Source organism: Streptomyces sp. NPDC093252 (assembly GCF_040683675.1).
In the GTDB taxonomy this organism is placed as follows: domain Bacteria; phylum Actinomycetota; class Actinomycetes; order Streptomycetales; family Streptomycetaceae; genus Streptomyces.
On sequence record NZ_JBFBEM010000012.1, the window covers coordinates 299,290 to 320,790 of the forward strand.

The window sequence follows — 21,501 nt, forward strand, 5'->3', positions numbered from 1 at the left end:
GTGCGGTCAGCTCGGGACCGACTCAGATGTCGAGGAAGCGGACGTCCTTGGCGTTGCGCTGGATGAACTGGCGGCGGGCCTCCACGTCCTCGCCCATCAGGACCGAGAACAGCTCGTCGGCCTGGGCGGCGTCGTCCAGGGTGACCTGGCCGAGGACGCGGTGCTCCTGGTCCATGGTGGTCACGCGCAGTTCCTCGGCGTTCATCTCGCCGAGGCCCTTGAAGCGCTGGATGGAGTCCTCGCGGATCCGCTTGCCGCGCTGGCGGCCCATCTCCAGGAGCGCGTCGCGCTCACGGTCGGAGTAGGCGTACTCGACGTCCTCCCGGCCCCACTTGATCTTGTAGAGCGGGGGGCGGGAGAGGAAGACGTGCCCGGCCTCGACCAGCGGGCGCATGAAGCGGAACAGGAACGTCAGCAGCAGGGTGTTGATGTGCTGGCCGTCGACATCGGCGTCCGCCATCAGGATGATCTTGTGATAGCGGAGCTTCTCGATGTCGAAGTCCTCGTGCACCCCGGTGCCGAAGGCGGAGATGAGGGCCTGGATCTCCTGGTTCTGGAGGATCTTGTCGATCCGGGCCTTCTCGACGTTCAGGATCTTGCCGCGGATCGGGAGGATCGCCTGGACCTCGGGGTTGCGGCCGGACTTGGCCGAACCGCCGGCGGAGTCGCCCTCGACGATGAAGATCTCGCACCTGGTGGGGTCGTTCGACTGGCAGTCGGACAGCTTGCCCGGCAGCGAGGCGCTCTCCAGCAGGCCCTTGCGGCGGGTCAGATCGCGCGCCTTGCGGGCCGCCACGCGCGCGGTGGCCGCCTGGATGCCCTTGCGGACGATGTCGGCGGCCTCGTTGGGATTGCGGTCCAGCCAGTCGGTGAGGTGCTCGTAGACCGCCTTCTGGACGAAGGTCTTGGCCTCGGTGTTGCCCAGCTTGGTCTTGGTCTGGCCCTCGAACTGCGGTTCGCTCAGCTTGACCGAGATGATCGCCGTGAGGCCCTCGCGGATGTCGTCGCCCGTGAGGTTGTCGTCCTTCTCGCGGAGCAGCTTCTTGTCGCGCGCGTACTTGTTGATCAGGTTGGTCAGCGCCGCGCGGAAGCCCTCCTCGTGGGTTCCGCCCTCCTGCGTGTGGATGATGTTGGCGAAGGAGTAGACGCCCTCGGTGTAGCCGCTGTTCCACTGCATGGCGACTTCGAGGGAGAGGGCCTTCTCCTTGTCCTCCGCCTCCAGGTCGATGATGGTCGGGTGGACCACCTCGCCCTTGCGCGAGTTGAGGTACTTCACGAAGTCGACGATGCCGCCCTCGTAGTGGTACGTGACGGTCTTGGCCTCGGCCTTGGCGTCGCCGCCCGCCTCGTCCGCCCCGGTCACGGCCTTCGCCGACTCGCGCTCGTCGGTGAGCCGGATGGTCAGGCCCTTGTTGAGGAACGCCATCTCCTGGAAGCGCCGCGAGAGCGTCTCGAAGGAGTACTCGGTGGTCTCGAAGATGTCCGCGTCCGCCCAGAACGTGACCGACGTGCCCGTCTCCCCGATGGCCTCGTGCTGGGCCAGCGGGGCCGTGGGGACGCCCATCTTGTAGTCCTGCGTCCAGCGGTGGCCGTCGGTGCGCACCTCGACGGCGACCTTCGACGACAGGGCGTTGACCACGGACACGCCCACGCCGTGCAGACCGCCGGAGACCGCGTAGCCGCCACCGCCGAACTTGCCGCCCGCGTGCAGCACGGTGAGCACGACCTCCAGGGCCGGCTTGCCCTCGGAGGGGACGATGCCGACCGGGATGCCCCGGCCGTTGTCCACGACACGCACGCCGCCGTCCGGGAGGATCGTGACGTCGATGGTGTCCGCGTGACCGGCCAGCGCCTCGTCGACCGAGTTGTCGACGACCTCGTAGACCAGGTGGTGCAGCCCGCGCTCACCGGTCGAGCCGATGTACATGCCGGGACGCTTGCGGACCGCGTCCAGCCCTTCCAGGACGGTGATCGCATTGGCGTCGTACGAGGCGGTGACCTCACCCTTCGCGGCGCCGGCCGGGTCGGTCGCGCCTGCGTCGGTGGACGGGATGTTCTCGTTGGGGTTGCCGGAATCGGCCACGAAGCGCCCTTTCTGGCACAGCACGAGCCAGGCTCGTCGGCAGGTTGCCGGAGCGGCTGCGGCATGTTGCGTTGGTAAGCCCTGATCAGCGTTGCTCAGCTTTTCCCGGGCGGTCCCCACGATTGGGGCGGGATTAGCTCCCAGTCTACCGGTAGCACTGACACTGATGGGCGTTTGCCGGTACCTGAGTCCGCATGTGCCGCCCTGAACCATGCTCTTCCGGGTCCCGATATGCGGAAGGGGGCTCCAAGAGGCTCACGGAGCCACTCAGCGCTTCCGGATGTCAACCCTTCGCTACTCCGGGGTCAGGTCGTGATTCGCAACTGTGTGCGCTCAAAGAAGGGGGATCTGGGCGATTCGTACGACATTCGGTCCACAGCCTGTGGACAACCGCCCGCGCGAGGGCGGCGCAGGGGTCGTGCGGGGGCGGCGCGCGGGTCGCATGGGAGCGGTGGGCGTGACCTGACTCTCAGATCAACTCCACGCGGAAGGGGGCCACGGTGATCACTGTCACGGCCCTGTGAGGTCGCTCACTCCGGGCTGTCGCGCCCATGATCAGCGGCCCGGCGAGCACCTCGGGACCATCACCGGAGCCCTCGCCCCTGCCCTGCGTACCCGGCCGCTCACCCGTAGGTGTCGCCGGGCCCGGTGCTCCCGGGGGCGCGCAGGGGCCCGTACCGGCGCGAAGGACCACCCGGGTTGAGCACCTTGATCATCCGTACGGTGCCGTGCCCCAGGTCCTGATTGAGCCGGGCGACCAGCGCGGGCGCGAGATGGCGCAGTTGGGTCGCCCAGGCCGTGGAGTCGCACTGCACGACCAGCACCCGCTCGTCCTCGTCGTAGCGCTGCGGCACACAGTGCTTGGCCAGGTCGCCCCCGACGATCTCCGGCCAGCGGCCCACCACCCCGCCCACCGCGGCCGGCGTCTCCCAGCCGCGCTCGGTGATCAGCCGGTTGATGGCCGCGCCCAGGGCCATGGGATCGCGTCCGTCGGCGCGCGCGCCGGAGCGCAGACCACCGCCCCGGCGCGCCTGCTTCTTCTGCTGCGCCGCGTCCCCCCGCGCGCGGGCCGCCTCCTTGGCCGCCCGCAGCGCGACCCGGGCGAGATCGACTCCGGAACCCTGGGCCGCCCCTCCGGGGTCGGGCTGCGCCGCCCTGGTGGGGCTGGCCTGCGGGGGCCCGGGGGAGCTTGACCTTGAGGGGGCGGCGGGGCGCGCGGAGGCGCCGGGTTCGGGCCGCGGGGCACGCGTCGGGCCGGGTCGCTGCGGAGCGACGGGGTCGGCCTGCGAGGGGGTGGGGGGCCGGGCGGGGCCGGGCTGCGGAGGCCATGCCCCGGGCCGTGAAGGCCCTGGTCCGGCGTGCGCGCCCGGTGCCTGGAGTCCCGGAGGTCCCGGAGGTCCCGGGGACGAAACCCCAGGTCCGGGGCGGGCCCCGGTTCCGGAGCCGACCTGCCCGGGCGCGGGGCGGGCCCCGGGTCCGGAGCCGCCGCCCCGCGCCCCCGCTCCGGGGAACGGGGCCCCCGGCCCGGAGGGTGCAGCGGCCGGCCCGGAGGAGGAAGCCCCCGCTCCAGGGTGCCGCGAAGCCTTGGGCAAGGATCCGTCGCCGCTCATACCCGCCCCACCGCCCCCTCGGCCACCTCGTACCGCGCCCCGGCCAGCACATCCGGTACGTCGTCGTCCACCGCGGCCGTGACCAGGACCTGTTCGCCCGGCGCGACCAGCTCGGCGAGCCGCTCGCGGCGGCGGGTGTCCAGCTCGGCGAAGACATCGTCCAGGATCAGCACCGGCTCATTGCCCTCGGCCCGCAGCAGGTCGTACGAGGCCAGGCGCAGCGCGAGCGCGTAGGACCAGGACTCGCCGTGCGAGGCGTAGCCCTTGGCGGGCAGTTCGCCCAGCTTGAGGTTCAGATCGTCGCGGTGCGGTCCGACCAGGGTGACGCCCCGCTCGATCTCCTGCTTGCGGACCTCGGCGAGCGCCGCGGTGAGCTGCTCGTAGAGCGCCTCGCGGGTGTGCGCCCCGCCCGGCGCGGACGGCCTGTACTCCAGGGCCAGCGGCCCGCCGCCCGGCGCGAGCTGCTCGTACGCCTTGTCGGCCAGCGGCAGGAGGGCGGCGATCAGATCGAGCCGCTGGGCGAGCAGTTCGGCGCCCGCGCCCGCGAGGTGCTGGTCCCAGACGTCGAGCGTGGACAGGTCCATCGACCGCCCGCCGTGCCGCCGCGCGAGGGCGGCCGACTTCAGCAGGGTGTTGCGCTGCTTGAGGACCCGGTCGTAGTCGGCGCGGACGCCCGCCATCCGCGGTGAGCGCGCGGTGATCAGCTCGTCCAGGAACCGCCGCCGCTCCCCGGGATCCCCCTTGACCAGCGCGAGATCCTCCGGCGCGAACAGCACAGTCCGTACGATCCCCAACACATCACGGGGTCTGACCTGCGAGGATCTATTGATCCGGGCGCGGTTGGCCCGCCCGGGGTTCAGCTCCAGCTCGATGAGCTGCTGCCGCTCGCCCTGGCGGACCTGCGCGCGCACCACGGCCCGCTCGGCGCCCATCCGGACCAGCGGGGCGTCCGAGGAGACCCGGTGGCTGCCGAGGGTGGCGAGATAGCCGATGGCCTCCACCAGATTCGTCTTGCCCTGCCCATTGGGACCGACGAAGGCGGTGACGCCCGGATCGAGCGGAACCTCGACCCGGGCGTACGAGCGGAAGTCGGCGAGCGACAGATGCGTGACGTGCATGGTGGTGCGCCGACCTCCCCCGAGGCTGTGGATCAGTGCTGGTGCTGTGCTTGCTTCCAGCTACTTCTGTGTACGTATGTACTTAAATCTGTAACTTCTTCTGTACTTCTTCGCCCTGGTTACTTCTTCTCGACCGCGTGGCCGCCGAACTGATTGCGCAGTGCGGCGATCATCTTCATCTGCGGCGAGTCCTCCTGGCGGGAGGAGAACCGCGCGAACAGCGAGGCGGTGATCGCCGGGAGCGGTACCGCGTGGTCGATGGCGGCCTCCACCGTCCACCGGCCCTCGCCCGAGTCCTGGGCGTAGCCGCGCAGCTCGGCCAGGTGCTCGTCCTCGTCGAGCGCGTTGACCGCGAGGTCGAGCAGCCAGGACCGGATCACCGTGCCCTCCTGCCAGGACCGGAAGACCTCCCGGACGTCGGTCACGGAGTCGGCCTTCTCCAGCAGCTCCCAGCCCTCGGCGTAAGCCTGCATCATGGCGTACTCGATGCCGTTGTGGACCATCTTGGCGAAGTGGCCCGCGCCGACCTTGCCCGCGTGCACCGCGCCGAAGTCGCCCTCCGGCTTGAGCGCGTCGAAGACGGGCCGCACCCGGGCGACATGCTCGGCGGCGCCGCCGTACATCAACGCGTAGCCGTTCTCCAGGCCCCAGACGCCGCCGGAGACCCCGCAGTCGACGAAGCCTATGCCTTCGGCGGCCAGCTCGGCGGCGTGCTTCTCGTCGTCCGTCCAGCGGGAGTTGCCGCCGTCCACGACGATGTCGCCGGGCTCCAGCAGCTTGGCCAGTTCGTCGATGGTCGACTGGGTGGCGGCCCCGGCCGGGACCATCACCCAGACCACCCGCGGGGTCTGGAGCGTGTCCACAAGCTCCTTGAGGCTGTGGACATCGGCGAGGTCCGGATTGCGGTCGTATCCGACGACGGTGTGGCCCGCGCGGCGGATCCGCTCGCGCATGTTGCCGCCCATCTTGCCGAGGCCGATGAGACCGAGCTCCATCAAGTGATCCTTAGGTTGCGATGTGGCAGGGGGTACTCGTCCCCGCGAGTACCCGTGAGGCACTTCCGTACCCGCGTCCGAGCCTAAACCCGGACGCTTGTCCACATCTGTGGGCATAGCCGCTCAAACGTATGCCCCGCCGTACAGCGCTCGCGCGGGCCGGGCGGCCCGTCGAGCAGCCCGCCGACCGGCTCAGCCGCTGAGCCGCACCGGCATGATCAGGTACTTGTACGCCTCGTCCGCCTCGGCGTCGAGCGCGGGCCTGCCGCTGAGCAGGGCCGGCTTGGTGGACGTGGTGAACGAGAGCTGGGCCACCGGGGAGTCGATCGCGCTCAGTCCGTCCAGCAGGAAGGTCGGGTTGAAGGCGATCGAGATGTCGTCGCCCTCCAACTGCGCGTCGACTCTCTCCACAGCCTGTGCGTCGTCGCTGGAACCGGCCTCCAGGATCAGCACGCCCTGCTCGAAGCTCAGCCGCACCGGGGTGTTCCGCTCGGCGACCAGCGCCACGCGCTTGACGGCCTCCACGAAGGGCGGGGTCTCGATCACCGCGATGGAGTTGAACTCGGTCGGGAACAGCGTGCGGTACTTCGGGAGGTCGCCCTCCAGCAGCCGGGTCGTCGTCCGGCGGCCCGCGCCCTCGAAGCCGATCAGGCCCTCACCGGCGCCCGAGCCCGACAGCGCCAGCGTCACACTGTCACCGCTGGTCAGCGCCTTGGCGGTGTCCAGGAGCGTCTTGGCGGGCACCAGGGCGACCGCGGACGCCTCCGGGTTCTCCGGCTTCCAGAGGAACTCACGGACCGCGAAGCGGTAGCGGTCGGTGGAGGCCAGGGTGACCCGGTCGCCCTCGATCTCGATCCGCACACCGGTCAGCACCGGCAGCGTGTCGTCCCGCCCCGCCGCGATGGCGACCTGGGAGGCGGCCGAGGCGAAGACGTCACCCGGGACCGTGCCGGTCGCGGAGGGCATCTGCGGCAGCGCCGGGTACTCCTCCACGGGCAGGGTGTGGAGGGTGAAGCGGGACGAGCCGCAGACCACCGTCGCCCGTACACCGTCTGTGGAGATCTCCACCGGGCGGTTGGGGAGCGCCCGGCAGATGTCGGCGAGCAGCCGCCCGGAGACCAGGACCGTGCCCTCCTCCTCGACCTCGGTCTCGACGGAGACCCGCGCGGAGACCTCGTAGTCGAAGCTGGAGAGGCTGAGCTGGCCGTCCTCGGCCTTCAGCAGCAGGCCCGCGAGGACAGGCGCCGGCGGACGGGCCGGGAGGCTGCGCGCCGCCCAGGCCACTGCCTCCGCGAGGACATCGCGTTCCACCCGGATCTTCACTGTTGCCGCCTCCTGCTGTTGCCGGCCTGCTCGCCCTGCCTGGCCCGTCTGTCTGTCGCGGTGTCATCGACCCCTGTGACGGGAAGGACACCGGGGAACAGTCTGACGCACACCACTGACAGTAGGTGCCTCTCGGGGTCAAGTCGTGACGAGGGGCGGTCGGGCTGCCGAGGGCGAGTTGTGCACAGGACCCGCTTCGAAACGGATTCCCAGCTCTCTCTAGTCGGGAGTAGTAGTAGGGCCTGTGGATACCGTGGATAACCTTGTTTTCCCAGCTCAGGGCGGAAATTTTGTCCACTGGGCCTGTGGGTGGGGGCGGTGGACAACCGGGGTCCGCTGTGGAGAACGGAAAGTTCTGCACACCCCGTGCACAGGGAGAGGCGACTTCTCCCCAGAACCGTCCCCAGCTTTACCCGCCTTTCCCACAGGCCAACCCGGCAGCTTTGTGTGACGCCTTTCACTCGACCCGGTGATCAGGCGCGTCGCGTTGCCGAACAGTGGACAGAGGTGTGGAGAAGCCGCCGATCATTGGGGACAACGGCTCCGGGCCTGTGGGTTGCCGGTGGACAACTTTGTGCACAGGGTGTGGACCGCGATCTTGTCCACAGCCTGTGGAGATCGTTTGTCCACCAATCCACAGGGGGTTGACCTGGTCTGATGGTCTTTCAACAGACCGCGCTGTGGATGGGATCTGGACAACTCGGCAGTCCCCAGGATGTGGACGGCAGAAAGTCACTGAATCTGTGGAGAGTGGCCGTAACCTCGCCCGGATTCGAACACCGGGTGGCGGGGGGACGACGGGGCGGGCCTCGGGGACGGGGTGCTTGGGAGGGGTGGAGCCAGGGGGTGGGGGCGGAGCGGGGGTCGGGGGAAGGCTCATTCGGTGGTGCGCGCGGGTGCGTGGGAGGCCCTTCGCGGCTGCGGGTGGCCGAGTCGTCGGTGCGTGACGGCACACGGGCGGCTGCGGCGGCAGAGGGCGGGAAGGCGCGGCAGAGGGCGGCAGGGCGGGCGAAGGCGTTGTCAGGTAGGTCGGACGTCCGGCCGCCGGCCGTGCCTTCGGCGCCCGATCACGGAGAACCCCGCAACGGCGAACGCGCCGGACGGCGTCGCCCGGAGACGTACCGCACGGCGTTCCCCCGAGGCCGCGTCGGACAGCGCCCCGTCGAGGCGTGCCGGACGCGTCGCCCGGAGACCCGCCGGACGGCGTCGCCCCGTTGCGGCCCTCAGCCGTTCTTGATGCGGTTGGTCAGCTCCGTGACCTGGTTGTAGATCGAGCGCCGCTCGGCCATCAGATTGCGGATCTTGCGGTCCGCGTGCATCACGGTCGTATGGTCCCGGCCGCCGAACAGTGCGCCGATCTTCGGCAGCGACAGATCCGTCAGCTCACGGCACAGGTACATGGCGATCTGGCGCGCGGTGACCAGGGCGCGCCCGCGCGAGGTGCCGCACAGGTCCTCCACCGTCAGCCCGAAGTAGTCCGCGGTGGCGCTCATGATGGCCGTGGAGGTGATCTCGGGCGCCGAGTCCTCGCCGCCGGGGATCAGATCCTTGAGGACGATCTCGGTGAGCCCCAGGTCCACCGGCTGCCGGTTGAGCGAGGCGAACGCCGTGACCCGGATCAGCGCGCCCTCCAGCTCGCGGATGTTGCGCGAGATCCGGGAGGCGATGAACTCCAGCACCTCCGGCGGCGCGCTGAGCTGGTCCTGGACCGCCTTCTTGCGCAGGATCGCGATCCGGGTCTCGAGCTCGGGCGGCTGGACATCGGTGATCAGCCCCCACTCGAACCGGTTCCGCAGCCGGTCCTCCAGGGTGACGAGCTGCCGGGGCGGCCGGTCGGAGGAGAGCACGATCTGCTTGTTGGCGTTGTGGAGGGTGTTGAAGGTGTGGAAGAACTCCTCCTGCGTCGACTCCTTGTCCGCGAGGAACTGGATGTCGTCGACGAGCAGGATGTCCATCTCCCGGTACCGCTTGCGGAAGCTGTCGCCCTTGCCGTCGCGGATGGAGTTGATGAACTCGTTGGTGAACTCCTCGGAGCTGACGTACCGCACCCGCGTGCCCGGGTAGAGGCTGCGCGCGTAGTGCCCGATGGCGTGCAGCAGGTGCGTCTTGCCGAGCCCGGACTCCCCGTAGATGAACAGGGGGTTGTACGCCTTCGCGGGTGCCTCGGCGACCGCCACGGCCGCCGCGTGCGCGAACCGGTTCGAGGCGCCGATGACGAAGGTGTCGAAGAGGTACTTGGGGTTCAGCCGCGCGGTCGGCTCACCGGGCCCGGCGGCCGGCGCCGGCTGCGCGGCGAGCGGGCCGGAGGAGGCACCCGAGGACGGCAGTCCCGGGCCACCTCGGTGACCACCGGGTCCGCCCGGACCACCCGGCCCGCCAGGTCCGCCAGGTCCGCCGGACGGGTCCGGCATCTCGCGGCGCCCGTCGCGCTGGTCGTAGCCGCCGCCGCGTCCGCCGGGCTCGTACTCGGAGCGTGACGGGTCGTAGTCGCCCCGCTGCTGGTCGTAGGGCGGGCGCTCGCGGTCGTAGCCGCCGCGGTCCGGCTGGCCGTACGGCGGGCGCTCGCGGCCCTGCCCGCGGTAGTCCTGTCCGCCGCCGTAGGAGTCGTGCGAGGCGTACGGGTCGCGGTCGGGGAAGCCGAGGCGCTGCTGCTGCCAGCCGTAGTCGTCCTGCGCGGGCGGGCGGGGCCAGGTGCCGGGCTGGGGGCGCTGGTACTCGGACGGGTAGGCGGGGCGGGCCGTCGGGAGCTGGTCGCCGGGGGCGCCGGGGTGCTGCTGGTCCTGGCGCGGACGGCTGTAGCCCTCGTAGTCGGTGTCCCGCGCGGGGCCGTCGTACGGGGCGCCCTCATAGGGGCCGTTCTCGCGGGGCGTCTCCTTATACGCGTCCCCGTACGCGTCGCCGCCGTACGGCTCCTGGTAGGAACCGCCCTCATAGGGGGCGGACGGCAGCTCGGGCTCCTCGTACCGCTGGGGCGTGGGCGGGGGCTCGCCCGCCGAGTCGTCCACGGTGATCGCGATCCGGATGGGGCGCCCGCACTCCCGGCTGAGGGTCTCGCTGACGATCGGCGCGAGACGGCCCTCCAGTACGCCCTTCGCGAACTCGTTCGGTACGGCGAGCAGGGCGGTGTCCGCGACCAGCGCGAGCGGCTGGCAGCGGCGGATCCAGCGTTCGTCCTTGGATTCGACGCCCTGACCGCGGCCCTCTCCGAGAAGCTGATCGAGTACTCGTGGCCACACCGCGGCAAGATCGGCAGGTACGTCAGCCACAGGGCACGCTCTCTCATGGGTCCCACGAACGTGTGGTTCGCGGAGGGGTCGGGGATCCGACGGGGCGGGTGGTGCCGGGCGGGGCGGTCCCGCGCGGGCAGGGTCGGGGGAACGAATCGGAGTCCAGTCACGGTAGTCAGGGCGACCCGTGCGGTTCAAGTTGTTGTCCCCAGGCTGTGGACAGTGTCGCTCAATGACCGCTGGTTTGACCGGATGGCGTAGCCGCGCGTACCGTAACCAGGTCGAGTTGTCGATGGCTGCTGCCGCCTGCCTCCGATGGGCACAGGTCACGTCAGGTGAACGGAAAGCGGTGCACTCGGGCGTAACGCGAGCTACTCGTGGGCGCACGGTGACAGCCAGGACGGCACCCGCCGAACCCCGATTTCTTTCTGGAGCCCCCGAGTGAGCAAGCGCACCTTCCAGCCGAACAACCGTCGTCGCGCGAAGACCCACGGCTTCCGGCTGCGTATGCGGACCCGTGCCGGCCGCGCGATTCTCGCGTCCCGCCGCAGCAAGGGTCGCGCCCGTCTGTCCGCCTGATCCCGGTCAGGTCATGCCGTCGTGCTGCCCACCGAGAACCGGCTGAGGCGGCGCGAGGACTTCGCGACCGCGGTACGGCGAGGTCGCCGGGCAGGCCGCCCGACGCTTGTCGTCCACCTTCGTAGCGGTTCCACGGACCCGCACGCGCCTGGGGAGAGCGCTCCTCCGGTGCGTGCGGGTTTCGTCGTGAGCAAGGCGGTGGGTGGCGCGGTCGTACGCAACGCTGTCAAGCGCAGACTGCGTCACCTCATGCGCGACAGAGTCGCCCTGTTGCCCCCCGGTAGCCTGGTAGTGGTACGAGCGCTGCCCGGTGCGGGTGACGCCGACCATGCAGAGCTGGCCCGAGACCTGGATGCCGCCCTGGAGCGGCTGCTGGGAGGGGGCGCGCGATGAAGTACCCGCTGCTGGCACTGATCAAGCTGTACCAGTGGACCATCAGTCCGTTGCTCGGGCCGGTGTGCAAGTACTACCCGTCGTGTTCCCACTACGGCTACACGGCCATCGACCGGCACGGTGCGATCAAGGGCACGGCACTGACCGCCTGGCGGATCCTCCGGTGCAATCCGTGGTCACTGGGCGGCGTGGACCACGTCCCGCCGCGCAGGCGTCCGCGGTGGCACGAGATGCTGCGCAACGCATGGCGCGCACGCAAGGGCGGGACCTCCGCCGCCGAACCGGCCACCGAAGAGACCTCTGCTTCGAGCCCGGCCGCAGAGACCTCGTCCCATGCCCAAGGAGCATGATTAGTGGACACGATTGCCAGCTTCTTCAGCTTCATCACCACACCCGTCTCGTGGGTCATCGTCCAGTTCCACTCGCTGTACGGGGCGATCTTCGGCCCCGACACGGGCTGGGCCTGGGGCCTGTCCATCGTGTCCCTGGTGATCCTGATCCGTATCTGTCTGATCCCGCTCTTCGTGAAGCAGATCAAGGCGACCCGGGCGATGCAGACGCTCCAGCCCGAGATGAAGAAGATCCAGGAGCGCTACAAGAACGACAAGCAGCGCCAGTCCGAAGAGATGATGAAGCTGTACAAGGAGACGGGTACCAACCCGCTCTCCTCGTGCCTTCCCATCCTGGCGCAGTCACCGTTCTTCTTCGCCCTGTACCACGTGCTGAACAGCATCGCCAATAACGACACCATCGGTGTGATCAACGAGCGGCTGCTGGCCAGTGCCCAGAAGGCGCACATCTTCGGTGCCCCGCTGGCGTCGAAGTTCACCGACGGTGCCGCCGAGGTCGAGGCGCTCGGTTCCTCGATCACCGATGTGCGGGTCGTCACCGCCATCATGATCATCCTGATGTCGCTGTCGCAGTTCTACACCCAGCGCCAGCTCATGACCAAGAACGTCGACACCTCGGTGAAGACCCCGTTCATGCAGCAGCAGAAGATGCTGATGTACGTCTTCCCGGTCATCTTCGCGGTCTTCGGCATCAACTTCCCCGTCGGTGTCCTCGTCTACTGGCTGACCACCAACGTGTGGACCATGGGCCAGCAGATGTATGTCATCCACAACAACCCGACGCCGGGTTCCAAGGCCCAGGCCGCCTACCTGGACCGTCTCCACAAGCACGTCACGCACCACGGCAAGACCCGCAGCCGGCGCGAGCGGGTCATCGTGAAGGCGATCGTCGCCAAGGGCCGCGACCGCAACGATCACGAGCGGAAGTTCATCACCGGTCTCAGCAAGGTCGGCCTGGCCGCCCAGGCGGACGGCACCGTGATCAAGAGCGACAACGCCGTCACCGTCGAGCACGAGGACGGGACGACGACCACCACCGCGGCGACCCCCAAGCGCCAGCAGCCCAAGCGGCAGTCGAAGTCGCAGCGCCAGCACGGTGGGGCCAAGCCCGCGGGCGGTGAGGAGAAGGGCTCCTCGCCCTCGCTCATCAAGTCCGACGAACCCGCCGACGCCAAGCCCGGCGGGTCCGGCTCCGGCTCCGGTGCCGCATCCGGCTCGGGTTCCGGCTCCGGTTCTGGTGCCGGTGCCAAGCAGGGCGGTGCCGGTGGGAAGCAGACGCCCAAGTCCGGCAACGGCTCCTCGCGCAGCCGGGCCCAGTCCGGGCAGCGCAAGGGCGGCCCTCAGCGGCCCAAGTCCCCGACCAAGAAGTAAGAAGGAGTCCATCCCGTGACGGAAGGCACCACCTCCGCCGCTGCCGAGGGTGCAGACACCCTGACCCGCCTGGAGCAGGAGGGCGAGATCGCGGCGGACTACCTGGAGGGTCTGCTCGACATCGCCGATCTCGACGGCGACATCGACATGGACGTCGAGGGCGACCGAGCCTCTGTCTCGATCATCAGCGACAGCGGCCGTGATCTGAACAAGCTCGTCGGCCGCGAGGGCGAGGTGCTGGAGGCGCTCCAGGAGCTGACCCGCCTGGCCGTCCACCGGGAGACCGGGGACCGCAGTCGGCTGATGCTCGACATCGGCGGCTACCGGGCCCAGAAGCGGGCCGAGCTGGCCGAGCTGGGCGCCAAGGCCGCGGCCGAGGTCAAGAGCAGCGGCGCCCCGGTGAAGCTCCAGCCGATGACCCCGTTCGAGCGCAAGGTCGTGCACGACGCGGTCAAGGCCGCGGGGCTGCGCAGCGAGTCCGAGGGCGAGGAGCCGCAGCGGTTCGTCGTCGTACTGCCCGCCTGAGCGGTTCCCCGTTCCACGGCCCCGTCTGTAGCGCAGGCGGGGCCGAACTTTGTCAGCCTGGACCTGACCAGCCTGGAACCCGAGGGCTGACGGTCCCCCGGTACATCCTCAGCCCTGATGGTCGGCGCCCGGCGCGTCGACGGCGGTATGGAAGGACGGTCCCCGTGACGGAGGCAGCGGAGCTTCCCCCGGCGCCCGAGGAGGCGCGGGCGGTGTTTGGCGAGCGCTTCACGGACGCGGTCCGATACGCGGAGCTGCTCGCTGAGGCGGGTGTGCAGCGCGGTCTGATCGGCCCCCGTGAGGTGCCCCGGCTGTGGGCACGGCATCTGCTGAACTGCGCGGTGCTCTCCGAGGTCGTCCCGGAGGGCGTCACGGTCTGTGATGTGGGCTCCGGGGCCGGGCTGCCGGGCATTCCCCTGGCCCTGGTCCGGGAGGACCTCAAGATCACCCTGCTGGAGCCGCTGCTGCGCCGCACCAACTTCCTCACCGAGGTCGTGGAGCTGCTGGGCCTGGACCATGTGACGGTGGTGCGCGGGCGGGCCGAGGAGGTCATGGGCACGCTGCCGCCGGTCCATGTGGTGACGGCGCGTGCGGTCGCCCCGCTGGACCGGCTGGCCACCTGGGGCATCCCGCTGCTGCGGCCCTACGGCGAGATGCTCGCCCTCAAGGGCGACACCGCCGAGGAGGAGCTGAAGGCGGCGTCCACCGCCCTCACCAAGCTGGGCGCGGTGGAGACGTCGATCCTGCATGTGGGCGAGGGCGTGGTCGATCCGCAGTCCACGGTGGTGCGGGTCGAGGTCGGGGAGAGTCCGGGCGGCGTACGGTTCGCGGCCAAGCGGGCGAAGGCGGCCCGCACGGGACGGGCACGGCGTCGGCGCTGAGCGGGACGTGCACGGCGTCGGTGTTGGGAGTGATCATCCTCACGTGCGCGGGAAGGTGATCATCTTCACGTGCCGGGTGCGCTCGAAACGGATATGGGCGGTGAATCACCCCGAGGGGTGCCCTACTCCACACAAGGTGCCAAAGCCCGGTAAGACGGAGTGTCGCGACAGTTCGGCCTGTGGCGCTGTGCATCGTGTTTCACGTGAAACGTCGCTCACTGCTGCACGGCATCATCAGTCGGGGCCGCGCTGCGGCCGAACCGCGCGACCGTAAGCCCCTCGGAGCCCTGCGGGACACGACCAACTCCGCCAGGGAGAGCGGTCGGTCCCTCCGAAGGGGCATGGAGTTGTCCACAGAGGTGGATTTCTCCACAGAAGATCAGGCCTCACTGGTTCACCACCCCGAAGGCATGGGAGGCTCTGTTCATTGCGAGCCTGAAGTCGAGGAGAGTGAATCCTTGCGGTCCGACGCCAACCTCGCGGGACCGATGACCGATCCGGTCCCCGGTCCCCGTACCGAATCGACGGGGGAGGATGTTTCACGTGAAACACCGCCTCCGATGGACGACACTCCCATCGGTCGTGCTGCCCAGTTGGCAGTAGAGGCTCTGGGGCGCGCCGGCGAGGGCCTTCCACGTCCTGAGCAGACCCGCATCATGGTGGTCGCCAACCAGAAGGGCGGGGTGGGTAAGACGACGACAACCGTCAACCTTGCTGCCTCACTGGCCCTGCATGGCGCCCGGGTCTTGGTGGTCGACCTCGACCCTCAGGGTAATGCGTCCACCGCTCTGGGGATCGACCATCATGCCGAAGTCCCCTCCATCTATGACGTGTTGGTGGAGAGCAAGCCGCTCTCGGACGTCGTCCAGCCGGTCCCCGATGTCGAGGGCCTCTTCTGCGCACCCGCCACGATCGATCTCGCCGGTGCGGAGATCGAGCTGGTGTCCCTGGTGGCGAGAGAGAGCCGGCTCCTGCGGGCGATCCAGGCATACGAGCAGCCGCTGGACTACGTCCTGATCGACTGTCCGCCCTCGCTCGGCCTGCTGACGGTCAACGCGCTCGTCGCCGGCCAGGAGGTCCTCATCCCGATCCAGTGCGAGTACTACGCGCTGGAGGGCCTGGGCCAACTGCTGCGCAATGTCGACCTGGTGCGGGGGCACCTCAACCCCGCCCTGCATGTCTCGACGATCCTGCTCACCATGTACGACGGCCGGACCCGACTGGCGTCCCAGGTCGCGGACGAGGTGCGCACCCACTTCGGTGAGGAGGTGCTGCGGACCAGCATTCCCCGCTCGGTCCGTATCTCCGAGGCACCGAGCTACGGGCAGACGGTGCTGACCTACGATCCCGGATCGAGCGGCGCCCTCTCCTATCTTGAGGCGGCCCGAGAAATCGCGCTGAGGGGTGTGGGCGTCTCCTATGACGCCACCCACGCCCATATCGGCGCCCAGAGTGACCCGAGCATGGTGGAGGGGATCCAGTGAGCGATCGACGGAGGGGCCTGGGCCGAGGACTGGGTGCGCTGATCCCCGCTGCCCCGACCGAGAGGAACCCGGCGCCGACCGGGGCGGGGGGCGCCGCATCCACGTCCCCCACGGCCGTACCGATGCTGAACGACCGAGGTGTGGCCGCCGCGAAGGTGGCGACCCTGCCGCCTGTTTCACGTGAAACAGAGGAGCGGGAGCCGTCGGTCTTCGGGGGTGGGGGGCCGCAGCTTCCGGCGCCGCCGCTGGGCGCGCACTTCGCCGAAATCCCGCTCGACGCGATCTCCCCGAACCCCCGGCAGCCCCGTGACTACTTCGACGAGGACGCTCTGGCGGAGCTGGTCACCTCCATCAAGGAGGTGGGGCTCCTCCAGCCCGTCGTGGTCCGTCAGGTGGGTCCCGGCCGCTATGAGCTGATCATGGGTGAGCGGCGGCTGCGGGCCTGCCGTGAGGCCGAGTTGGAGGCGATCCCGGCGATCGTCCGGGCCACCGACGACGAGAAGCTGCTCCTGGACGCGCTGCTGGAGAACCTCCACCGCGCGCAACTGAACCCGATCGAAGAGGCGGCTGCCTACGACCAGCTCCTCAAGGACTTCAACTGCACCCATGATCAGTTGGCCGACCGGATCGGCCGGTCCCGGCCGCAGGTCTCCAACACCTTGCGGCTGCTGAGGCTCTCGCCGAAGGTCCAGAGCCGGGTCGCGGCGGGGGTGCTCTCCGCCGGACACGCCCGTGCGCTGCTCTCCGTGGACGACCAGGAGGAGCAGGAGCGGCTCGCCTACCGGGTGGTGGCCGAGGGCCTGTCCGTCCGGTCCGTCGAGGAGATCGTGACCCTGATGGGGTCGCGTCCGCAGAAGTCCCAGCGGGGCAAGGGGCCGCGGGCCGGTGGCCGGGTCTCGCCCGCTCTGAATGACCTCGCCACCCGCCTCTCGGACCGCTTCGAGACCCGGGTGAAGGTCGAGCTGGGGCAGAAGAAGGGCAAGATCACCGTGGAGTTCGCCTCCCCGGACGATCTGGAACGCATTCTCAGCACCTTCGCCCCCGGCGAGCGGCTGCTGCTCCAGCAGAGCCTGCTGGAGAACGACGACGATGGCGACGACAGTGACGGCGAGACCGTGACGGAGTGAGCCGCGCACCGGCCGGGCGCCCTCTGCCCGGCCCCGTCGCGGGCCGACCGGACCGGAAGCGGATCGTGCGGGCGGGAAGTCCGGGCAGCAGGGAAGGGGGAGCGGGTGGTGTCCGGTGTGTACCGGCACGCGACCCGCTCTTTGCTTTCTGGCGGTATCAGCGGAATCGCATCGTGGATACCATGCGGACGGGTATGGCGCATCCATCCGAGGGGACCGCTCCAGGGCAGGTGGTGGCCGTGCGCACGATGAGCCGGGCCGGACTGATGAGCGCGGGGATGGGGCTGGCGGCGGTCGGTGGATTCGTCGGCAGTCTGCTCAGGGAACGGAGCGCTCTGACAGCCGCCCGCGAGGCCGCGGGCGTAGGAAGCGAGGAACAGCCTTCATGGGGCGCCGGCTCGTACCGCTCACGCTGGACAATCTTCAGGACCTGCCCAAGCGCTGTCGCTCGTGCGTCTTCTGGGAACTGGATCCGGTCAGCGGGCAAGCCGCGGTGAAGGGCGGCACGGCCGCGATGGAGAAGGAGTCCTGGATCTCCGCGGTGCTGCTGGACTGGGGGTCCTGCGGACGGGTCGTCTATGTGGACGAGACCCCGGTGGGCTTTGTGCTCTACGCACCGCCCGCCTACGTCCCCCGCTCCACCGCCTACCCCACGAGCCCGGTCTCCCCCGACGCCGTCCAGTTGATGACGGCCTTCATCATGCCGGGGTACCAGGGGCAGGGGCTGGGGCGGGTCATGGTGCAGACGGTCGCCAAGGATCTGCTGCGACGGGGCTTCAAGGCGATCGAGGCGTTCGGGGACGCCCGCTGGACCGAGCCCGCGTGTGTGCTTCCCGCGGATCATCTGCTGGCGGTGGGCTTCAAGACGGTCCGGCCGCATCCCACCTCCCCCCGGCTGCGGCTGGAGCTGCGGAGCACGCTGTCCTGGCGGGAGGATGTGGAGATGGCGATCGACCGGCTGCTGGGCGGGGCGCGGAAAGAGCCGGTGCTTCGGCCGCTCTGATGATCTCCTGGGCGCGTTCGTGCGCCCATGACGAAGGGGCCGACCTTGAGGGTCGGCCCCTTCGTGTTTCACGTGAAACATCGCCCCGGCGCAGTCGCTCCCGCCCGGCCCGGCGCGGGTGTCACTCGGCGATGAAGTCCTCAAGGTCACGCAGGATCGCGGCCTTCGGCTTGGCACCGACGATGGTCTTGGCGACCTCGCCGCCGACATAGACGTTCAGCGTCGGGATGGACATGACGCCGTACTTGGCGGCCGTGCCCGGGTTCTCGTCGATGTTCAGCTTGACGATCTCGATCTTCTCGCCGTGCTCCTTGGCGATGGCCTCCAGCGAGGGGGCGATCTGGCGGCACGGACCGCACCAGGCGGCCCAGAAGTCCACCAGAACAGGCTTGTCGCTCTTGAGGACGTCCTGCTCGAAGGAATCGTCGGTCACATGCTTCAGATCGGCCACAGCGGGCTCCTTACGTGAGGTGTGGGGAGGGAGAGGGGTGAAGTCAGACCGCGACGGTCTTCTCGGGCTCCGCCTGCTCCTGGTCGGCGAGCGCGGCGAGGTGACGCTCGGCGTCGAGGGCGGCGGAGCAGCCGGTGCCGGCCGCCGTGATCGCCTGGCGGTAGGTGTGGTCGACGACATCACCCGCGGCGAAGACACCGGTCAGGTTGGTCCGGGTCGAGGGGGACTCGACCTTCAGATAGCCCTCCCCATCGAGGTCGAGCTGTCCCTTGAACAGCTCGGTACGCGGGTCGTGGCCGATCGCGATGAACAGACCCGTGGCCGGCAGCTCCGAGAGTTCGCCGGTCTTGACGTTCCGCAGCGTCAGCCCGGTGAGCTTCTGGTCGCCCTTGATCTCCGCGACTTCGCTGTCCCAGACGAACTTGATCTTCGGGTCGGCGAAGGCACGGTCCTGCATGGCCTTGGAGGCACGCAGGCTGTTCCGGCGGTGGACGATGGTGACCGACTTGGCGAACCGCGACAGGAAGGTGGCCTCCTCCATCGCGGTGTCACCACCGCCGATCACGGCGATGTCGTGGTCCTTGAAGAAGAAGCCGTCGCACGTGGCGCACCAGGAGACACCCCGGCCGGAGAGCGCGTCCTCGTTCGGCAGACCCAGCTTGCGGTGCTGCGAGCCCGTGGCGACGATGACGGCCCTGGCCCGGTGCACGGTACCGGCGGTGTCCGTGACGGTCTTGATCTCACCGGAGAGGTCGACGGACACGATGTCGTCCGGAATCAGCTCCGCGCCGAAGCGCTCGGCCTGGGCACGCATGTTGTCCATCAGCTCGGGACCCATGATGCCGTCCTGGAAGCCGGGGAAGTTCTCCACCTCGGTGGTGGTCATCAGCGCACCACCCGCGGTGACCGCCCCCTCGAACACCAGGGGCTTCAGCGACGCGCGTGCGGTGTACAGGGCCGCCGTGTAGCCGGCGGGCCCGGAGCCGATGATGATCACGTTACGAACGTCGCTCACGGCTGGATTCCTCGTCTCTGGACTCGTCGGTTTCCCGTGGGAGCCCTTCTCAGGACCCTCTTCCCACCCAACGGATCCTAAGGGTCCAGCATTCCCGCTGTGTCCGGGCACACGGAGGGTGGTGACCGGCGCTTCTCAGGGGTGTGCGTAGGAGGTCTGGAAGAGGATCTTCGCGATCTCCGTCGAGGCCCGCTTGATGCAGGTGGAATCCATGATGTACGCCGCGACCCGGCCGGCGTCATTGGCGTCGGGCAGGACGACGAGCATCGCGTCGGTTCCCTTGTAGACGCCCTCGTCGACGGCCAGCGCCGGATCCTCATGGCCGATGCCGCTGCGGACGCAGTCGGGCACCGAGGGTGTCTGGAGCACCCGGGGCGAGCCCACATCGCCGCCCACCTCGGCACTGCCCATGGGAGTGCGGGGATCCCCGCCACCTTCCATCGTCTCCCCCTGGACCAGATCCCTGGCGAGCAGATCGGTCACCTGGCGCTCCAGGCTCTCCGCGGAGAAGGTGTCGGCGGCCGTGGTCGTCGGGTCGCCGTTCGTCTGGGGCCCGGAGGGGCCGCCCATGAGCGACGACAGCAGCACGGTGCCCAACCCGACGGCCGCCGCCGCGAAAGCGGCGCCGATCACGGTCACCCGGCGGCGCCTCGCACGGTCGGGACGCTTGCGCCCGGGGCCGCTGGTGGAGGGCCGGGGCTGACCGGCGGGGCGGTCGGAGGTGGTCGATGTTTCACGTGAAACATGCGGGGACGTTTCCGTGAGAGGTGAGGGGGAGGGCTCCGGGAGAGAGGACGGGGCCGATTCCGGGAGCGGCGAGGGCGCTTCCGACAGGGGTGAGGAGGGCGGCTCCGGGACCGGCGAGGAGGGCGTATCCGTAGGGGGCGACAGGGACGTTTCCGTGAGGGGCGATGTTTCACGTGAAACAGTCGCGGCATCCGGTGTTTCACGTGAAACATGCGTGCCGTTGCCCGGTGAGCCCTGGAGGGCGGCCTCGGCGGCGAGGGCCTGATCGATCCGCTCGGCGATATCGGCGGGCATGGCCGGCGGCTCCGGCATCGTGCCCAGCAGTCCGCGGATCTCCTCCAGCGAGGCGTAGACGTCCGCGCACGGTGTGCAGATGTCCAGGTGCTGGTGGAGGTCCGCGCTCCGTGACCGGGTCAGCAGGCCCTCGGTGAGGTCGGCGATCTCGCTGACGTCCGGGTGTTCCGTCATGTCCGTCGTCGATGTCACGCTCGCCCACCTCCGCCCTTCACGGCAGTTGAATCACTCGGTCCGATCTGACGGGACTCGGCCTCGGGAGGTCCCGCTGCCGGTGGGACGGATGTCCCCTGCGTCCGGTTCCGTACGTTGCTCTCCTCGTCCTCGCCGGGGCTGTCCGGCCGAAGATGGTTCAGGAGCGGCAGAAGTCTGGCTCTGCCCCGGGCACAGCGGCTCTTCACCGTGCCGACCGGCACATCGAGGATCCGGGCGGCCTCGGCGACGGGGTAGCCCTGCATGTCCACCAGTACGAGGGCGGCCCGCTGATCCGGCGGCAGGGTGACCATGGCCTTGATCAGCTCCCGGTGCAGATCCTTGCGCTCGGCCGGAGCCGCCGCCGACTCGTGCGGCTCCAGGAGCTGCTCCAGCCGCTCGGTGTCGTCGACCGGCGAGGTCCGGCGGGAGGCGGCCTTGCGGGCCCGGTCCAGACAGGCGTTGACCGTGATCCGGTGCAGCCAGGTCGTGACGGCCGCCTTGCCCTGGAAGGTGTGCGCGGCCCGGTAGGCGGAGACCAGCGCGTCCTGTACGGCGTCGGCGGCCTCCTCACGGTCCCCGAGGGTACGCAGGGCCACGGCCCAGAGACGGTCCCGGTGGCGCCGGACGACCTCTCCGAAGGCGTGCGGATCGCCCTCGACATGACGGGCGAGGAGGTCCCGGTCGTTCACGCCGTCGTAGCTGACGCCGTCCGCCATCCGGCCTCCCCCCT

The 21,501-nt window shown here is 69.6% G+C and carries 18 protein-coding genes and 1 pseudogene; 9 read left to right on the forward strand and 10 right to left on the reverse strand.

Going from position 1 to position 21,501, the window contains the following annotated elements; translation table 11 throughout:
- Positions 1–22: 22 nt before the first annotated feature.
- The 6 genes and pseudogenes from gyrB to dnaA all read right to left on the reverse strand — a co-directional run bounded on the left by gyrB (position 23) and on the right by dnaA (position 10,395).
- On the reverse strand, positions 23–2,107 hold the full coding sequence (gene gyrB, locus AB0O01_RS25625; protein WP_365316835.1) for a DNA topoisomerase (ATP-hydrolyzing) subunit B: 2,085 nt from the start codon (positions 2,105–2,107) through the stop codon (positions 23–25).
- A gap of 599 nt (positions 2,108–2,706) precedes the next feature.
- Positions 2,707–3,201, reverse strand: a pseudogene (locus AB0O01_RS25630) (DciA family protein); the annotation flags it as partial.
- A 488-nt stretch (positions 3,202–3,689) separates the two neighbouring features.
- Positions 3,690–4,811, reverse strand: coding sequence for a DNA replication/repair protein RecF (recF, locus tag AB0O01_RS25635; RefSeq protein ID WP_365316837.1), 1,122 nt, complete (start codon positions 4,809–4,811; stop codon positions 3,690–3,692).
- A 119-nt stretch (positions 4,812–4,930) separates the two neighbouring features.
- Entirely contained in the window at positions 4,931–5,806 is an 876-nt protein-coding gene (gnd, locus tag AB0O01_RS25640) for a phosphogluconate dehydrogenase (NAD(+)-dependent, decarboxylating) (RefSeq protein WP_365316838.1), read from the reverse strand.
- Positions 5,807–5,998: 192 nt separating this feature from the next.
- The gene (gene dnaN / locus AB0O01_RS25645; RefSeq protein ID WP_365316840.1) at positions 5,999–7,129 is read right to left on the reverse strand and encodes a DNA polymerase III subunit beta; all 1,131 of its coding nucleotides are present in this window, start codon (positions 7,127–7,129) and stop codon (positions 5,999–6,001) included.
- 1,223 nt (positions 7,130–8,352) lie between these two features.
- Complete coding sequence (dnaA, locus tag AB0O01_RS25650; protein WP_365316841.1) at positions 8,353–10,395, reverse strand: chromosomal replication initiator protein DnaA; 2,043 nt, start codon at positions 10,393–10,395, stop codon at positions 8,353–8,355.
- Positions 10,396–10,797: 402 nt separating this feature from the next.
- Here dnaA and rpmH point away from each other — a divergent pair, with 402 nt between their 5' ends.
- The 9 genes from rpmH to AB0O01_RS25695 all read left to right on the forward strand — a co-directional run bounded on the left by rpmH (position 10,798) and on the right by AB0O01_RS25695 (position 18,069).
- The gene (rpmH, locus tag AB0O01_RS25655; RefSeq protein WP_003956500.1) at positions 10,798–10,935 is read left to right on the forward strand and encodes a 50S ribosomal protein L34; all 138 of its coding nucleotides are present in this window, start codon (positions 10,798–10,800) and stop codon (positions 10,933–10,935) included.
- A gap of 21 nt (positions 10,936–10,956) precedes the next feature.
- Positions 10,957–11,328: a ribonuclease P protein component gene (gene rnpA, locus AB0O01_RS25660; protein WP_365316843.1), complete on the forward strand. Its 372-nt coding sequence runs from the start codon at positions 10,957–10,959 to the stop codon at positions 11,326–11,328.
- A complete protein-coding gene (gene yidD / locus AB0O01_RS25665; protein WP_365316845.1) occupies positions 11,325–11,678 on the forward strand; it encodes a membrane protein insertion efficiency factor YidD in 354 nt (117 codons plus the stop codon). The genes rnpA and yidD overlap by 4 nt, the downstream gene beginning before the upstream one ends.
- 3 nt (positions 11,679–11,681) lie before the next feature.
- Positions 11,682–13,049, forward strand: a complete 1,368-nt coding sequence (gene yidC / locus AB0O01_RS25670; protein WP_365316846.1) for a membrane protein insertase YidC — start codon at positions 11,682–11,684, stop codon at positions 13,047–13,049.
- A gap of 15 nt (positions 13,050–13,064) precedes the next feature.
- Positions 13,065–13,574, forward strand: a complete 510-nt coding sequence (locus AB0O01_RS25675; RefSeq protein ID WP_365316847.1) for a R3H domain-containing nucleic acid-binding protein — start codon at positions 13,065–13,067, stop codon at positions 13,572–13,574.
- Between the two features lie 164 nt (positions 13,575–13,738).
- On the forward strand, positions 13,739–14,455 hold the full coding sequence (gene rsmG / locus AB0O01_RS25680) for a 16S rRNA (guanine(527)-N(7))-methyltransferase RsmG (RefSeq protein ID WP_365316850.1): 717 nt from the start codon (positions 13,739–13,741) through the stop codon (positions 14,453–14,455).
- A 410-nt stretch (positions 14,456–14,865) separates the two neighbouring features.
- Positions 14,866–15,939 (forward strand): ParA family protein, encoded by a 1,074-nt coding sequence (locus AB0O01_RS25685; protein WP_365316894.1) that lies wholly within the window; start codon positions 14,866–14,868, stop codon positions 15,937–15,939.
- Complete coding sequence (locus AB0O01_RS25690; RefSeq protein WP_365316851.1) at positions 15,936–17,066, forward strand: ParB/RepB/Spo0J family partition protein; 1,131 nt, start codon at positions 15,936–15,938, stop codon at positions 17,064–17,066. The genes AB0O01_RS25685 and AB0O01_RS25690 overlap by 4 nt, the downstream gene beginning before the upstream one ends.
- A 385-nt stretch (positions 17,067–17,451) precedes the next feature.
- Entirely contained in the window at positions 17,452–18,069 is a 618-nt protein-coding gene (locus tag AB0O01_RS25695; protein ID WP_365316853.1) for a GNAT family N-acetyltransferase, read from the forward strand.
- Positions 18,070–18,190: 121 nt separating this feature from the next.
- Here AB0O01_RS25695 and trxA read toward each other — a convergent pair whose 3' ends face one another.
- From trxA to sigM, 4 genes are all read right to left on the reverse strand, one after another.
- Complete coding sequence (gene trxA / locus AB0O01_RS25700; RefSeq protein ID WP_362752538.1) at positions 18,191–18,520, reverse strand: thioredoxin; 330 nt, start codon at positions 18,518–18,520, stop codon at positions 18,191–18,193.
- Between the two features lie 43 nt (positions 18,521–18,563).
- On the reverse strand, positions 18,564–19,535 hold the full coding sequence (trxB, locus tag AB0O01_RS25705; RefSeq protein ID WP_365316856.1) for a thioredoxin-disulfide reductase: 972 nt from the start codon (positions 19,533–19,535) through the stop codon (positions 18,564–18,566).
- 135 nt (positions 19,536–19,670) lie between these two features.
- Complete coding sequence (locus tag AB0O01_RS25710) at positions 19,671–20,768, reverse strand: hypothetical protein (protein ID WP_365316857.1); 1,098 nt, start codon at positions 20,766–20,768, stop codon at positions 19,671–19,673.
- On the reverse strand, positions 20,765–21,487 hold the full coding sequence (sigM, locus tag AB0O01_RS25715) for an RNA polymerase sigma factor SigM (RefSeq protein WP_365316859.1): 723 nt from the start codon (positions 21,485–21,487) through the stop codon (positions 20,765–20,767). Before sigM ends, AB0O01_RS25710 begins: the two co-directional genes overlap by 4 nt.
- Positions 21,488–21,501: the final 14 nt, after the last annotated feature.